13 protein-coding genes are annotated in these 14720 nt (G+C 72.4%); 7 read left to right on the forward strand and 6 right to left on the reverse strand.

Going from position 1 to position 14720, the window contains the following annotated elements; all coding sequences use genetic code 11:
• Nucleotides 1-40 precede the first annotated feature (40 nt).
• The 4 genes from gmd (at nt 41) to ACH4KB_RS12275 (ending at nt 5237) form a co-directional block, all read left to right on the forward strand.
• Complete coding sequence (gene gmd, locus ACH4KB_RS12260; RefSeq protein ID WP_398066064.1) at nt 41-1054, forward strand: GDP-mannose 4,6-dehydratase; 1014 nt, start codon at nt 41-43, stop codon at nt 1052-1054.
• Between the two features lie 352 nt (nt 1055-1406).
• The gene (locus tag ACH4KB_RS12265) at nt 1407-3665 is read left to right on the forward strand and encodes a LamG-like jellyroll fold domain-containing protein (RefSeq protein ID WP_398065887.1); all 2259 of its coding nucleotides are present in this window, start codon (nt 1407-1409) and stop codon (nt 3663-3665) included.
• A 4-nt stretch (nt 3666-3669) separates the two neighbouring features.
• A complete protein-coding gene (locus ACH4KB_RS12270) occupies nt 3670-4401 on the forward strand; it encodes a hypothetical protein (RefSeq protein ID WP_398066065.1) in 732 nt (243 codons plus the stop codon).
• Complete coding sequence (locus ACH4KB_RS12275) at nt 4398-5237, forward strand: glycosyltransferase family 2 protein (protein ID WP_398065888.1); 840 nt, start codon at nt 4398-4400, stop codon at nt 5235-5237. Before ACH4KB_RS12270 ends, ACH4KB_RS12275 begins: the two co-directional genes overlap by 4 nt.
• Before the next feature lie 12 nt (nt 5238-5249).
• Here ACH4KB_RS12275 and ACH4KB_RS12280 read toward each other — a convergent pair whose 3' ends face one another.
• Nucleotides 5250-6416 carry a glycosyltransferase gene (locus tag ACH4KB_RS12280; protein WP_398065889.1) on the reverse strand — a complete coding sequence of 389 codons (1167 nt, stop codon included), beginning with the start codon at nt 6414-6416 and terminating at the stop codon, nt 5250-5252.
• 108 nt (nt 6417-6524) lie between these two features.
• Here ACH4KB_RS12280 and ACH4KB_RS12285 point away from each other — a divergent pair, with 108 nt between their 5' ends.
• Nucleotides 6525-8066, forward strand: coding sequence for a hypothetical protein (locus ACH4KB_RS12285; RefSeq protein WP_398065890.1), 1542 nt, complete (start codon nt 6525-6527; stop codon nt 8064-8066).
• On the opposite strand, the gene ACH4KB_RS12290 is transcribed toward ACH4KB_RS12285, so the two are convergent.
• The 3 genes from ACH4KB_RS12290 to ACH4KB_RS12300 are packed head-to-tail and all read right to left on the reverse strand — an operon-like array spanning nt 8035 to nt 12220.
• On the reverse strand, nt 8035-9279 hold the full coding sequence (locus tag ACH4KB_RS12290; protein WP_398065891.1) for a hypothetical protein: 1245 nt from the start codon (nt 9277-9279) through the stop codon (nt 8035-8037). The genes ACH4KB_RS12285 and ACH4KB_RS12290 overlap by 32 nt on opposite strands.
• Nucleotides 9276-10961: a lipopolysaccharide biosynthesis protein gene (locus ACH4KB_RS12295; RefSeq protein WP_398065892.1), complete on the reverse strand. Its 1686-nt coding sequence runs from the start codon at nt 10959-10961 to the stop codon at nt 9276-9278. Before ACH4KB_RS12295 ends, ACH4KB_RS12290 begins: the two co-directional genes overlap by 4 nt.
• Nucleotides 10958-12220 (reverse strand): glycosyltransferase, encoded by a 1263-nt coding sequence (locus ACH4KB_RS12300; protein WP_398065893.1) that lies wholly within the window; start codon nt 12218-12220, stop codon nt 10958-10960. The genes ACH4KB_RS12295 and ACH4KB_RS12300 overlap by 4 nt, the downstream gene beginning before the upstream one ends.
• A 150-nt stretch (nt 12221-12370) precedes the next feature.
• Between ACH4KB_RS12300 and ACH4KB_RS12305 the strand changes: the two genes are divergently transcribed.
• On the forward strand, nt 12371-12820 hold the full coding sequence (locus ACH4KB_RS12305; protein ID WP_003965602.1) for an adenylyltransferase/cytidyltransferase family protein: 450 nt from the start codon (nt 12371-12373) through the stop codon (nt 12818-12820).
• On the opposite strand, the gene ACH4KB_RS12310 is transcribed toward ACH4KB_RS12305, so the two are convergent.
• Nucleotides 12789-13529, reverse strand: coding sequence for a CDP-alcohol phosphatidyltransferase family protein (locus ACH4KB_RS12310; RefSeq protein ID WP_398065894.1), 741 nt, complete (start codon nt 13527-13529; stop codon nt 12789-12791). The two genes, ACH4KB_RS12305 and ACH4KB_RS12310, sit on opposite strands and share 32 nt — an antisense overlap.
• A gap of 86 nt (nt 13530-13615) precedes the next feature.
• On the reverse strand, nt 13616-14161 hold the full coding sequence (locus ACH4KB_RS12315; protein ID WP_398065895.1) for an MOSC domain-containing protein: 546 nt from the start codon (nt 14159-14161) through the stop codon (nt 13616-13618).
• Between the two features lie 176 nt (nt 14162-14337).
• On the opposite strand from ACH4KB_RS12315, the gene ACH4KB_RS12320 reads away from it, so the two are divergent.
• Nucleotides 14338-14706, forward strand: a complete 369-nt coding sequence (locus ACH4KB_RS12320; RefSeq protein ID WP_398065896.1) for a nuclear transport factor 2 family protein — start codon at nt 14338-14340, stop codon at nt 14704-14706.
• Nucleotides 14707-14720 lie beyond the last annotated feature (14 nt).

The raw sequence follows: 14720 nt of genomic DNA on the forward strand, positions 1-14720 counted from the left end.
GAACGTCGCCGCCGAGGCGATCAGCAGAGAAGGGGGAATCGTGGCGAAGACCGCGCTCATCACCGGAGTGACCGGCCAGGACGGTTCGTATCTGGCCGAGTTGTTGCTCGACAAGGGATACACGGTGCACGGCCTCATACGCCGCTCCTCCAGCTTCAACACCGAGCGGATCGACCACATCTACCAGGGGCCCGAGGAGCCGGAGCGCTCCTTCGTGCTGCACCACGCGGACCTGTCCGACGGGGTGGCCCTGGTGAACCTGCTGCGCGACATCCAGCCCGACGAGGTCTACAACCTGGGCGCGCAGTCGCATGTGCGGGTCTCCTTCGACGCCCCGCTGTACACCGGTGACGTCACGGGCCTCGGCACCGTCCGGCTTCTGGAAGCGGTCCGGGCCAGCGGCATCGAGACCCGGATCTACCAGGCCTCGTCCTCCGAGATGTTCGGCGCCAGCCCGCCCCCGCAGAACGAGAACACCTCGTTCCACCCGCGCAGCCCGTACAGCGTGGCGAAGGTCTACGCCTACTGGGCCACGGTCAACTACCGCGAGGCATACGGCATGTTCGCGGTGAACGGGATCCTCTTCAACCATGAGTCGCCGCGCCGGGGCGAGACCTTCGTGACCCGGAAGATCACCCGGGGCGTCGCCCGGATCAAGGCCGGGCTCCAGGACCGCCTGCACCTGGGCAATCTGGACGCGGTCCGGGACTGGGGGTATGCGCCGGAGTACGTCGACGCCATGTGGCGGATGCTCCAGTGCGACACCCCCGACGACTATGTGGTCGCCACCGGTGAGGGCGTCAGCGTCCGGCAGTTCGTGGAGTTCGCCTTCGAGCACGCGGGCCTTGACTGGCGCGAGCACGTGCGTTACGACCCGAAGTACGAACGCCCCAGCGAGGTCGACGCGTTGATCGGGGACGCGTCCAAGGCCGGGGAACTGCTGGGCTGGAAGCCCGAGGTGCGCTCGCGCGAGCTGGCCCGCATCATGGTCGACGCCGACATCCGCCGCCTGGACGACCAGCTGAGCGGCGCCGCCGTCCGGGTGGACAGGTGAACGGGCCGGGCGGCGCGTTCCCGCGCGTACGCCCGGCGGACCCGTCCGGCCCGATGGCCGCCTCCACCGACGACCGCCGCGCGATGCCGTTCACCGGCGCCCGGACCAGGTCGTCGGTCACCCCCAACTCCCGGCCGGCGCCAGCCGCGCCCGTGCCCGGGACGATCACCGGCGCGACCGCCGTCTCCACCGGCCCCTCGGTGGAGCTCACCGCGCCGGCACCGGGCGGAGCTCTCCGCTCCGCCTACTCACTCGCCCGACCGGCGGCGGGAGCGACAGTCCGCCCGTCCGGTCCGGCGAGGCAGGATCCGCGGCCTCCAGGCCGCAGCTCGAATCTCACCTTCGGAGCTGAATGATGAACGGAAGTACGGGGCGGAGAACCGGAGGACGCGGCCGTGTGCGGGCCGCTTCCGCCGCTCTCGGCCTGCTGGCCGGAGCCCTGACCGCGACCGCGGCCGGGACCTCTCCGGCGGCGGCGCTGACACCACCGGTCGCCATCACCGCGGACGACCTCACCACCTGGCAGACCAACGGCATCGTCTGGTCGATGGCCGCCGGAGACGGCGTCGTCTACGCGGGCGGCACCTTCTCGACCCTGCGGCCCCCCACCGCCGCCCCCGGAACGGACGAACAGCCCGCGGTGAACTTCGCCGCGTTCGACGCGGCGACCGGGGCGCCCACCGACTGCTCGCTCTCCTTCACCATCTCATCGGGGACCGCGACCGTCCGGTCCCTGGCACTGTCCCCGGACGGCGAAACGCTGTACGCGGGCGGTCAGTTCGGGGCGGTGAACGGGGTCGGGGTGAGCAACATCGCGGCGATCGACACCGAGACCTGCACGGTCAGCAACACCTTCAAGATCGGGGTCTCGGCGACCGTGCGGGGGCTCGCCGTCACCGACGACACCGTCTACCTGGCGGGCGACTTCACCACGGTCGGCGGGCAGACCAGGAACCACTTCGCCGCCGTCACGACCGGAGCCTCACTGCTGCCCTTCACGGCCGACGCCGACGAGGTCGCACGGGCGGTCGAGGTGACTCCGGACGGGCGACACGTGCTGCTCGGCGGGGACTTCTTCCGGATCAACGGAACGAACACCCACGCCCTGGCCGTGGTCGACGCCACCACCGGACAACTCACCAAGTCCTACCCGGGGTTCATTCACAACAACTCCACCGTCCAGGACATCGCCACCGACGCCACCGGCTTCTACACGGCCAACGAGGGCACCGGCGGCGGGGTGTTCGACGGGCGCATCGCACTGGACCTCGACGACTTCGACCAGCGCTGGCGGGACACCTGCCTCGGCGCGACCCAGGCGGTGCTGGTGCACTCCGGCGTGCTGTACAGCGGCAGCCACGCCCACGACTGCTCCAGCATGGGGGCCTTCCCCGACCAGCCGCGCAAGCATCTGCTGGCCCAGTCGGTCGACGACCCCAAGCTGCTCCCGTGGTTCCCGGACACCAACGACGGCATCGGTGAGCCCGTCGGACCACGGGTGATGAGCCAGACGAGCAGCGGCGGCCGCCACTACCTCTGGGTGGGCGGCGAGTTCACCACGGTCAACGGCGACCGGCAGCAAGGGCTGACCCGGTTCGCGGACGGCCCCGACACGGGCGCGCCCTGGGTGCCCAACGTCAGCCTGTCCACGCTGACCCCGGGGCGGATCGACGTGAACTGGCAGACCAGCTTCGACACCGACGACGGTGAGCTGACCTACCGGATCTACAAGGACGGCTCCAACACCCCGGTCCACACGACGACCGGCTACTCGGTCTTCTGGGACCGGCCCCAGCTGACCTGGACGGACACCGACGTCGCGCCGGGCGAGACCCACTCGTACCGGATCACCGCGAGCGACGGCATCAACACCAGCGCCAAGTCCCCGGCCCGGTCCGCGACCGTGGAGAACGCGACGGAGGCCTATCCGGCCCGGGTCAGGTCCGACGGGGCGAACCTCTACTGGCGCTACGACGAGGGCACGTCCACGTTCGCCCACGACAGCAGCGGGAATCTCGACAACGGTTTCCTGCGCAACGGCCCCGCCTACCGGCAGACCCCCGCCGCGGTCGCCGGGCCCTCGACGGCGATCGGCTTCAACGGCACCGACGAATACGCGTACAGCAACCGGCTGCACGCCGCGCCCGCCCGGTTCTCGGTGGAGACCTGGATCAGGACCACCACGACCCGGGGCGGGAAGATCATCGGCTTCGGGAACAGGACGCAGCAGAACAGCACCCGCCACGACAAGCACGTCTACATGCGCAACGACGGACGGCTCGTGTTCGGCGTGCAGAGCAGCGGGGCGCGGACCGTCACCACCCCGGGCGCCTACAACGACGGCCAGTGGCACCACGTCGTCGCCACCCAGGGCCCCCTGGGGCAAGGCATGGCGCTGTACGTCGACGGGCAACTGCGCGCGTCGAACATCCTGGTCTCCGGCAACGACGGCAACCCCGGCTACTGGCGGGTCGGCGGGGACAACCTGTCCGGCTGGTCGAGCCGCCCGACGAGCAACTTCTTCGCCGGGCAGATCGACGAGACCGCCGTCTACCCGACCACGCTGACCGCTTCGCAGGTCAGCGCGCACTACGCCCTGAGGAATGACTGATCCGATGAGGAACCCGTTCCTGGCCGGCGCCGTCGTCGTCATGACGACGGCGGCGCTGGCCGCCTGCGGTTCGTCCGCCGGCGGGAACGGTCCGGAGGCCGCGGGCGCCCAGCGCCCCGCGGCCTCCGGGCCCGCCGCCCCCGGCCCGTCCGCCGGCACGCCCACCCCATCCGCGACGCCCCGGACCGGGAAGCCCGAGGCGCCGGCCGCCGCCGGCCCCTCCGCTACCGCCACGGGCCCGAAGACACCGTCCGACGGGATCACCCCGGCCACCGGGACGTTCACGAAAAAGCAGAAGGAGTACCTGGCGGACCGGGTGCCCGAGGGCATGGACCCGGCCGCCGTGCTCCAGACCGGCCAGGAGGCGTGCGACAGGCTCCGCTATCTGGTCAAGGCCGACCGGGACACCGCCGTCGGCGCCATCGCGACGGACGAGATCCCGGACGCGGCGGACGCGGTCACGGGGCTCTGCCCCCAGCACCAGGACCTGGTGGACGAGGCCGCGTACACCTACCCGGACGGCACACACACCGGGAAGAAGCTCCGGCCGGGCGTCTACCGGTCCGCCTCCCCCACCACGGGCTGCTCCTGGCAGATCACCGGGGCCGGCGGCAAGGAACTGTCCTCGGGCACGTCCGACACCGGCACGTCCCGCACGATCACGATCCCGAAGTCCGCCCGCACGTTCACCTCCACAGGCTGCTACGCCTGGCTGCCCGAAGGAGCCCAGGGATGACCGCAGGAAAGCCGAAGCTGCCGATAGCCGTGGCGATCCCCACGAAGAACGAGGGCCTGAACATCGCGGAGGCGGTGAGATCGGTGCTCGGTCACTTCGAGGCGGTCGTGGTGGTGGACTCCCACAGCACCGACGACACCGTCAAGATCGCCGAGGAGTGCGGGGCCGAGGTGATCACGTACACCTGGGACGGAGGCCACCCGCGGAAGAAGCAGTGGTGCCTGGAGAACGTCCGCACCGACCTGGACTGGATCCTGCTCCTGGACGGCGACGAGCGGCTCAGCCCCGGGCTGCTGGCCGAGTTGCGGCAGACCTTCCGGGACCCGGCGGCCCCGAAGCCGGCCGCGTACGACATACCGCTCGGCTACTGGTTCTCGGGGAAGCGGCTGCGGCACGGATACACCATCCGCAAACGGTCGTTGACCGACCGGACCCGCTCCCACTACCCGGAGGTCGGGGACCTCGACGCCCCCGGCATCGGTGAGGTGGAGGGCCACTACCAGCCGGTCGCGGCGACGGTGGGGACGCTCACCCACCCGATCGAGCACCAGGACCTCGATCCGGTGACCGCCTGGTTCGAGCGGCACAACCGCTACTCGGACTGGGAGGCATGGCTGGAGCAGCACCCCGAGGTGAAGGAGCAGGTGCGCCAGGTCAAGTCGCGCCAGGGGCAGTTGTTCCACAAGGCTCCGTTCAAGCCCGTGGTGTCCTTCGCCTACATGTATCTCTACAAGCGGGGCTTCCTGGACGGCCGGGCGGGTTTCGACTTCGCGCTGGCGATGAGCTTCTACCGCTGGCAGATCGCGCTCAAGTCGAGGGAGAAGCCGCCGCGTTGACGATCGGCGCGGTCACCACCCCCGCCGCCGGCGGACCACGTCCTCGTAGGTCCGCCGGAGGGTGGCGGTGACGGCCTCGATGGTGAACCGCTCGTTCACCAGCTCCCAGGCGGCCTTGCCCGCCTGCTCGGCGGCCTCCGGCTCCAGCAGCTCCAGGATCGCGTCGGCGACCTTGCGGGCGTTGGCCGCGTCCTCGCCGACCCGGCTGTCGATGACCCGGCCCGACCCCGCCCCGGCCACATCGGGGGCCTGCCCGCAGGTGCGGGTGATGACGACCGGAGTGCCGACCGACATCGCCTCCAGCACCGAGACCGGGAACGGCTCCTCGATCGCCGGCAGCACATACACATCGGCCTCGCGGTCGGCGGCGAGCACCTGATCGTGCTCCAGCGGACCCACATGGTCGAGGGAGCCGGCCACACCCAGCTTCCGGGCGAGGGCGAGGGTGGAGGCCAGCGCGCCGGTGTCCGGCCCGGCCAGCACGAACCGGGCGTCCGGGTGGCGGGCGAGGACGTGCGGCATCGCGGCGACGAAGTCCTCGGGCCGCTTGCGCTCCTGGATCCGGGCGAGGAAGAGCACGGTGGGCGGGCGGCCGGGGTCGCGGGCGGGCTTGCGCTCCTGCGGGCGCACCCCGTTGACCAGCCGTACGGTGCGGGTGAGCGGGACGGGGGCGGCGACGGCGTTCACATCGACCCGCTCCATCTCGGTGAGGTGCAGGACGGCGTCGGCGTCGCGCAGCACCTTGCGGACCCCGAGCAGGTCGGTGAGCTGGGCGACCTTCTTCTCGGTGGGGTCGATCATGCCGTGCGTCTGGACGACCAGGGGCGTCCGGGTCGCGAGCGCGAGGAGCGCCGCGGGCAGGGTCACCAGGTCCCGCATCAGATGGACGTGCACGAGGTCGGCGCCGCGCATCATGCGGCGCGCGGTGTTCAGCAGCGCCCCGGAGGTGATGCCGCTGACCTCGAACATCGGGAGCAGGTGCCGCGCCTGGAAGAGGTGGACCGGAACTCCCTCCACCTGGCGGGGCAGTTCGCCGTCGGGGAAGCCGTCGCCGAGGGCCATGACGCGGGCGTCGTCCCCGGCTGCCCGCTGGACCCTGGACAGGTTGAACGCCACCCGGGTCGGACCGCCGAAGGCGTGGTCCGGAGTGTGGAGCGTGACAACATGCAGGATTTTCACCGGAGTTCCCCTCGATCACGGCCACTTGTTCACAGAGTAGCCATCGACCTTCCTCACGTGGGCGGATTCGTTAGAGTGTTCAGCGGTTCACTGATCCCTGGGGGGCGCATGACGTCGGTGCACACGTCGGCGCGGGGGGAGGCCGACCGCGTGGCCGCTCGTCCGGCGTGGCCGGGAGGCCCGGGCGGCCCCCCGGAGCCGCCCGAGCGGCCGATCGCCTGGTCGATGCTGTCGCGGGCGCTGTCCGTGCCGCTCGTCCTGGGGCTCGTCTGCTTTCTGCCCGCGGTGATCGCCGCCCAGCCCGGCCCCGGGGTCCGGGACACGGCGTACTGGCTCCAGTTGGTGCTGACCTGCTATGCGGGGGCCCGGCTCGCGACGATGATCCTCTCGACCCGGCGGCGGCTGCTCCAGGGCGTCTTCTGGATGTTCGTGTACATCGCGATGGGCGTGGCGCCGTTCGCCCAGGTGGTGATCGGGCAGACGCCGACGCCGATGGTGGGGCCGCGCCAGGACCTGGTGACCGCGATCGCGATGATCCTGGTGGGGTGTGCGGCCTACGACCTGGGGGCGCTGCTGGCGTCGCGGCGTCCGCTGCGCCGCCGTACCCCCTCCGCACGGGGCCCGGGCGGCGGGCCGGCCCGGGCGCATCCGGTGCGGCTGCGGCTCCTGGTGCTGCTGGCCTTCGCGGCGAGCGCGTTCTACGTGCTGAAGCTGGGCGGGCCCGCGGTCTTCTTCTCCAGCCGGCAGGAGATCAACGAGACCGTCGCGGCGAGCGGGGTGGTGACGGAGGGGTCGAATGTGGGCTCGGCGTTCATCAAGGGCTTCGGCCAGGTCCCGGCGCTGCTGGCGCTGCTGTTCTACACCCGCCGGCTGGCGACCTCCCGGCGGGCCCGGCGCACCCCGTCGACGGTGCTGGTGTGGGTGGCGCTGGCGGCGTTGAACCTCGTGGTGAACAACCCTGTCTCCAACGCCCGTTACTGGTTCCTGACGGTGCTGATGGCGTTCGTGTTCACCGCGTTCCCGAGCAGTGCGGCGTTCTACCGGACGGTGCTGACGACGGGGGTGGTGGGGGCGCTGGTGGTGTTCCCGTACGCGGACAAGTTCCGGTACGAGGAGGGGGGCGAGCGGCCCGTGCAGTCGGCCTCGGTCTTCGATCCGCTGGTGACCAAGGACTACGACCAGATGGTGATGTTCGCCAACACCATCTCCTGGGTCGATACCCGGGGGCACACCTACGGCCGCCAGCTGACGGGCTCGGCGCTGTTCTTCGTGCCGCGTGCGGTGTGGAGCGGGAAGCCGGAGGACACCGGGGTCCGGGTCGGGCAGTGGATGGGGCTGCGGATGACCAATCTCTCGGCCCCGCTGTGGACCGAGTTCTGGGTCGATCTCGGTCCTGCCGGGATGGTCGGCGGGTTCGCGCTGATCGGCTACGCGGCGGCCCGCACCGACCGCAGGTACGCCCTCGCGGTCACCCGGGCGGGGCCGGGGCCCGGCAGTGTGCTGGCGATCGCGGCCCCGCTCATCGCCGGGTACACCTTCATCCTGCTGCGCGGTCCGCTCCTCCAGGCGGTGGGGAAGCTGGCCATCGCGGCCCTGTGCCTGGTGCTGATCACCACGTTCAGGGAGCAGCGGGCAGCGCGTCGGCGCTGACGGGCTCCTCGGGCGTGGGCCCCCGGCGGCGGAGCCGGGCCACCCTGATCCAGGTCGCGACGGCCTTGCAGAGCGAGCCCAGGGCCAGTCCCCAGGCGGCGCCCGGGACGCCCCCGACGACGTAACCGCCCGCGAGAAGCGCCACGGCGGTGAGCGAGAAGACGACCTGGATGGTGAGCGTGGTGCGCGGGTCGAGCATGCGCAGGGCGAGCAGTCCGCAGGTGCCGGCGGCCATCGCCGCGTACTGGCTGCCGGTGGCGGGGAGCAGGGCGGCGGCCGTGGGCCAGGTGTCGCCGAGCAGTGCGCGTCCGGCGCGCGCGGGCAGCAGGGCGAGCACGGTGGCCCAGAGGGCGGCGGTCGCCGCGAGGACGGCGGCGAGGGCGGCGGTGGCCCGGACGCGGCGGCGTTCGTCGCCGATGCGGCCGAGCAGCGGGGGGCCGAAGGAGGTGGCCGAGGTGTAGAGCACGTTGAGCGGTCCGAACAGGGTGGTCGCCCCGCGCAGCGCGCCGACGAGCAGCGGGTTGCCGACCGCGCCGAGGCCGAGCACGGACAGCTGGCCGGTCGCGTTGCCGACGCCGAACTCGACGGTGAAGCGCCGTCCGAGATGGCCGCGCCGCAGCATCGGGCGCAGTCGGACCGGGGCGCCCGCAGTGGCCCGGTGGAGGAGGGCGGCGGACAGGAGCAGGGCGGGCAGCGCGGAGAGGCCCCAGACGGCGATCAGCCGCGCCGGGGACGCCCCGTACTCCTGCGCGGCGAGCGCCCCCAGCACGCAGGCGAGCCGCAACAGGTCTCCGGTCAGGGCGAGATGGGGGCGTTGGAGGGTGGCGAAGGCGTACCGTCCCGCGTCCTGTCCCAGCACCACGGGGAGCACGAGGCCGAGTGTCGTCAGCGCGCGGGCGGTGTCGCCGGGGACAAGGGCGCAGACCGCCGCGAGCAGCGCGCCGAGGGCGGCCGAGGCGAGGACGGTGAAGGCGAGCGCGGACCGGCAGGCGGACCGGGTCTCCTCCCCGGCGCCGCGCTTGAGGACCAGCGGCTGCCCGGTGTACGCGCCCGCGACGCCGAGGAGCACCGTGAAGACCAGGTAGACCGCGGAGAAGCGGGCGAAGTCGGTGACGGTGGAGAGCCGGGCGGCTGCGAGGAGCACCAGGATGTTGGTGAGCGCCGCCACACCTTGGTCCGCGACCGAGCAGAGGACGGCGGTGCGGGCTCTCACCCGCGTGCGGCCGGCTGGGTGAAGGCGCGCAGGCCGAGGGTCTCGGTGGGATCGCCGGTGGTCTCGGGAGCGTCCGGCCCGGCGGTGGGGGCGGGGCCGCCGCCACCGCCCCGGCGCCGGGCCGGCTTCGCCCGTCGCTCCGCGCGCCGCAGCCGCCTGCGGCCGGGGTGGAGCAGCGCGCCGAGAACGGAGCCTCCGGAGGCGCCGATGATCTCGCGGATGCGTTCGAGGTCGCTGCGGTGCACCTCGCGCGGGTCGCAGACGATCATGACGCCCTCCACCCGGTCGACCAGGGCGACGGCGTCCGCGTAGGACAGGACGGGCGGGGCGAGGACGATGACGACGTTGCCGGGACGGTCGGCCTCGGCGACGATGCGGCCGACGGGCGGGGAGGTCAGGGCGCGCGGGACGTTGTCGACGGTGGTCCCGGGGATCAGGGCGAAGGCCCCGGAGCCGGGCACGTCCACGTTGGTGCGACCGCCGACGGGCCAGCCACCGCCTTCCTCGCCGGCCCAGCGTGGCGGGCGCACCCCGTGGGAGCCGGAGCCGAGGTCGCGGGCGAGCGAGGGGGTGCGCAGGTCGGCCTCGACGAGCAGGACGTCGCGGCCCATCTCGGCGAATGCGGCGGCCAGGTTGGCCGCCGCGGCGGCGGCGGCCGTGTTGTCGCCGCGGGGGGCGGTGACCAGCAGACGGCGGCTCTCGGCGAACGACGGGTCGTAGGCGAGCCGGAAGGCGACGGCGCGGTACTCCTCGGCCAGCCGGGAGGCGCCGCGCCCGATGGCGAGCAGGCTGCCCGCGGCGGTGCGTTCCCGGGGCAGGGTGCCGAGCAGGGGCGCGCCGAGCGAGCGGACCAGTTCGCGGGGGGAGCGTACGGCGGGGTCGAAGACGAGGCGCACCCAGGAGAGCAGCAGTCCCAGGGCGAGGCCGACGACGCCGCCGAGCCCGAGGAGCAGGGGCAGTCCCGGGCCGGTGGGCGACGTGGGGGCGACGGGCTTCTTGTTGAGGTAGCCGGGGGTGGTGTCCAGGGCCTTCAGTTCGGAGATCTTCCGGCTCAGCTCGGAGATGGAGACGATGATGTTGGCGCGGGCGCTGCTGACGTCGTCCTCCGCGCCCGTTCCTGTCTGGTCCTCCAGCAGGTCGCGCTTCTCCTCCAGCGGGCGGAGCTGGGCCCGGTAGCCGTCGGACATGTTCTGGATGCTCTCCAGGGTGCGCGCCTTGCGGTGGGCCAGGTAGGCCCCGGCGAGGGCTTCGGCGCGGGCGCGGGCCTGCTCGGGGGTGGCGGCCGTGTAGGAGAAGCGGAGGGTGAGGGTGTTGGGCGGGTTGGTGACCTGGAGCCCAGTGAGCAGCTCGCGGGCGGTGACGTCGTCGCCCGCCTTGAGGAGGGTCCCGGCGGCCAGGGTGCCCACCGTGTCGCTGACGGCGGTCTGGCGCTCGGAGCCGATGTTGATGCCCTTGTCCGCGGTGGATCCGGCGGCGAAGGGGTCGGAGATCGCGGAGCGGACGAGCACCTCGCCGGTGGCGGTGTAGGTGTCCTCGCCGCCGAGGGCGAGATAGCCGCCGCCGAGCAGGCCGACGACGACTCCGCAGGCCAGCAGGGAGCGGTAGCGCAGGAGTTGGCGGAACTGGTCGCGCAGGAGCGCCGGCTCGTCGTGGTCGTCCGGGGTGCGGTGGTGCGACGTCATCGGCGGGGGCTCCCTTGTGCGTCCGGCAGGACCTCGGCGAGCAGGTCGTCGAAGCGGGCGAGGCCCGCCTCCCGGCTCAGGTGGCGGGCGACGTAGCGCGGTCCCTCGGCCCCGAGGGCGTCGGCGGCGGCCGGGTCGGCGACCAGCTTCCGCACCGCTTCGAGCAGGGCGGCCGGGTTTTCGGGGGCGACGAGGACCCCGGTGCCCGAGCGGCGGACCTCGTCGGCGGTGCCGCCCTCGTCGGCGACGGAGGCGATCACGGGGCGTCCGGAGGTGAAGTAGGAGGTGAGTTTGGAGGGGACGCTCATGTCGAGGACCGAGGCGCGCTGGGTGACCGCGAGGACGTCGGCGGCGGCGAGGACGTCGGTGAACTCCTCGGCCGCCGCGGGCTCCAGGAAGTCCACGTTGGCCAGTTGCCCGGCGCGGGCGCGCAGGGCGTCGCGCTGGTTGCCGTCGCCCATCAGGACGACGCGGACGTCGGGGGCGAGGCGGGCGGTGTCCACCAGGACGTCCAGACCCTGCTTGAGCCCCATGTTGCCGGAGTGCAGGACGACCGGGGTGTTCTCGGGCCAGCCGAGCCGGGCGCGGGTCGCGGCCCGGTCGGCGGTGGGGCCCTGCACATGGGTCCAGTTGGGGACGAGGCGGATACGGCCGGGGTCGACGCCGAGGGCGGTGACGCCGGGGACGAAGCTCTCGTGGATGACGCCGACGAGGGCGGCCCCGCGCAGTGCGTGCCGCTCGGCGGTCGCGGCGACGGTGGCGGCCCTGCCTCCGCCCCGGATGCCGCTCTGCGCGGCGGCGGCGCCCATCAGGTCCTGGACGACGGGCAGGTGGGGGACGCGGTGGCGACGGGCGATGCGGGCTCCGATGACGCCGCCCGCGAGGCTGGGCAGCTGGGAGATGACGGCGTCGGGGCGTCCGGGCGGTGGGGCGAACAGTCCGGTGGCGAGGACGCTCGCCTCGAACGCGGCGCGTCTCAGCGCGGACTGACGGGACGGCACGTAGTGCCTGCGCCGGTGCACGCCGACGCCGCCGCGTATCTCCACCGTCCTCCAGACGCCCCGGTACGCCTCCTCCAGCCGCCATGAGGGGTAGTGCGGCATACCGGTGAGCGCCCGGACCCGGGCCCCGGACGCGGCCCAGTGCTCGGCCAGCTGGGTGGCGTACGGGCCTATGCCCGTGAGCTCCGGTGCGTAGTTGGTCGAGACCACCAGAAGTCGGCGGCCTCGGATCGGACTGGGCCTTGACGCTTCGGACATCGGATGATCGCCTTCCCCCACGACAGCCGCTGCCCCCACCGGGGAACAGCCCCTGCCGAGCTTATCCGTTCACGGCTTGCACAAGTGTTCTTCACAGTAAGGTCGTTGCAACATCACCGGATCACGTTCACCGTGGGGGGAGAGATACGGATGGTGCAGCACAGGGTGGGTTACGCACCCGGGGTGTACGACCTGTTCCACGTCGGGCACCTCAACATCCTGCGGCACGCCCGCAGTCAGTGCGACTACCTGGTCGCTGGGGTCGTGTCGGACGAGATGGCCGCCCTCGCCAAGGGCCACACGCCGATGATCCCGCTCCGCGAACGACTGGAGATCGTCCGCAGCGTGCGCTTCGTGGACGCCGCGTTCGTGGAGACCGTGCCGGACAAGGTCGAGACCTGGCAGCAGGTCCGGTTCGACGTGATCTTCAAGGGAGACGACTGGCGGGGCACGGACAAGGGGGAGAAGCTGGAACGCGACTTCGCCGAAGTGGGCGTGGAGGTCGTCTACTTCCCGTACACCGTGCACACGTCCAGCACCCAGCTGCGCCGGGCGCTGGACGTGCTCGTCAACCGGCCCGGAGCGCTTTCAGCTCCCTGAACCACTTGGCGAGGAAGGCCGCCAGGAACACCGCTTGCACCACCGCGAGCACGGCGTACCCGGCGCGGAAGGCCCCGGGTGCGCCGAGCAGCAGGAACACCAGGCAGAACACCCCGTAGTCGGCGGGCAGCAGCGCCACGGCCCGCACCCGTGAGACGGGCGCCGCCGCGTCCGGCGCCGCCCAGGACGGACCCCGGGCACTCACCGCCGCCTTGCCGAGCTGTTCGCGCAGCAGCCCCGCGCAGAAGGTCACCACCGCCGCCAGCTGAAAACCCAGCGGGAGCAACAGCCATGCCTCGGAGGGAAGTTCGCCGAAGCGGTAGAAGGAGATCAGGACGGCGGCGTGGACGAGCAGCAGCTTCCCGCAGTCCACTACATGGTCCAGCCACTCCCCGTCGGGCCCTCCCCTGCCGGTGAGCCGGGCGAGCTGCCCGTCGGCGGAGTCGAAGGCGAAGCCGACCGCCAGGGCCGCCCAGACCAGGACGCCGAGCGCCCAGGACGGCTCGACGAGCGCGACCGACGCCACCGCTCCGTACGTGAAGAGCGCGCTCGTCAGGGTGACTTGATTGGGCGTCATACCCATGCGATACGCCCCGGCCGCGAGCACCCGTCCGGCGGGCCGGTTCACGTACCGCGAATAGAGCGAGACACCTTTGGCGCTCTTCTGTGCGCCGCGCAGTTCGCGCAGCACTGTGCCCGTGCTTCCCATACGCCCCCCAGCGTCCGGCATTGCCCGCATCATGGCATGCGCACACGGGTCCGTGGGCGCTTTGGCGGGGACAGGGCGGTAGGGGATCAGACGCGTTCCAGCGGGCGGTGCGGACCGGCGGGGAGTTCGGCGGCGACCGTGTCGCCGGGGCGGACCACACCGCCCCGGCGGACCACGCTCATGACACCCGCCTTGCGCACGACCGCGCCCGTCGTGTCCCGGCCGACGACCTGCTTCAGCAGCCCTTCCTGGAAGGCGTCGATCTGGAGGCAGGGGTTGCGCAGGCCGGTGACCTCGACGACCGCGTCGTCGCCGATCCTCAAGCGCGTGCCGGTGGGCAGGGCGAGCAGGTCGATGCCCCGGGTGGTGAGGTTCTCGCCCAGCTCCCCGGGAGCCACGGTGAATCCGGCGTCGGCCAGCTCCGTGAACAGTTCCTCGTGGATCAGGTGGACCTGCCGCAGATTGGGCTGGGTGGGGTCCTGCGCGACCCTGGACCGGTGCTTGACCGTCTCGCCCGCGTGGGCGTCGCCCTCGACGCCGAGTCCGGCGAGCAGCGTCACGCTGTCCCGGCTCTCCTTGCTGAACGTGTGGCCGTCGCTGCTGCTGACCGCCGTGACCGTTCCGTACGTCATGGTTCCCCGCCCCCGCTCGTCCTGCGCGCGATGCGCGATTCTCTTCGACCCTACGCCCGGCGGCGGAGCGGCACACGGAGCCCCCTTACCTCCGGGGTAATCGACGGTGCCCCACCCCCCGGGCCAAGGTGGTGCCATCACCCCGGACCCACGGGGCGCGGAAGGAAAGGCACACCATGACCGCGTACGACGAGGCCGTCCAGCGCTACTTCGCCGCCTGGAACACCACCGGCGCCGAGGAACGGGCGAAGGCCGTGGCCGCCGCGTTCACCACCGACGCCCGCTACACCGACCCGCTGGCCGACGTCCAGGGACACGAGGGACTGGCGGCCGTGATCGGCGGCGCGCACGAGCAGTTCCCCGGCTTCCGGTTCCGGCCCGCCGGGACGGCCGACGGGCACCACGACCTGGTCCGGTTCTCCTGGGAGCTGGTCTCCCCCGCGGACGGCTCCGCGCCGGTGGCCGGGTTCGATGTGGTCCGGCTCGCCGACGACGGCCGGATCAGTTCGGTGAGCGGATTCCTGGACCGGGTACCGGGGGCGTGAAGCCCGACGGGCGC

The organism is Streptomyces sp. NPDC017520, from assembly GCF_044329855.1.
Taxonomy (GTDB): Bacteria; Actinomycetota; Actinomycetes; order Streptomycetales; family Streptomycetaceae; genus Streptomyces.

Coding starts and splice junctions, on each gene's coding strand:
- ACH4KB_RS12265 (WP_398065887.1), top strand. CDS start 1,407: ATGATGAACGGAAGTACGGGGCGGAGAACCGGAGGACGCGGCCGTGTG.
- ACH4KB_RS12270 (WP_398066065.1), top strand. CDS start 3,670: ATGAGGAACCCGTTCCTGGCCGGCGCCGTCGTCGTCATGACGACGGCG.
- ACH4KB_RS12275 (WP_398065888.1), top strand. CDS start 4,398: ATGACCGCAGGAAAGCCGAAGCTGCCGATAGCCGTGGCGATCCCCACG.
- ACH4KB_RS12285 (WP_398065890.1), top strand. CDS start 6,525: ATGACGTCGGTGCACACGTCGGCGCGGGGGGAGGCCGACCGCGTGGCC.
- ACH4KB_RS12295 (WP_398065892.1), bottom strand. CDS start 10,961: ATGACGTCGCACCACCGCACCCCGGACGACCACGACGAGCCGGCGCTC.
- ACH4KB_RS12300 (WP_398065893.1), bottom strand. CDS start 12,220: ATGTCCGAAGCGTCAAGGCCCAGTCCGATCCGAGGCCGCCGACTTCTG.
- ACH4KB_RS12305 (WP_003965602.1), top strand. CDS start 12,371: ATGGTGCAGCACAGGGTGGGTTACGCACCCGGGGTGTACGACCTGTTC.
- ACH4KB_RS12310 (WP_398065894.1), bottom strand. CDS start 13,529: ATGGGAAGCACGGGCACAGTGCTGCGCGAACTGCGCGGCGCACAGAAG.
- ACH4KB_RS12315 (WP_398065895.1), bottom strand. CDS start 14,161: ATGACGTACGGAACGGTCACGGCGGTCAGCAGCAGCGACGGCCACACG.
- ACH4KB_RS12320 (WP_398065896.1), top strand. CDS start 14,338: ATGACCGCGTACGACGAGGCCGTCCAGCGCTACTTCGCCGCCTGGAAC.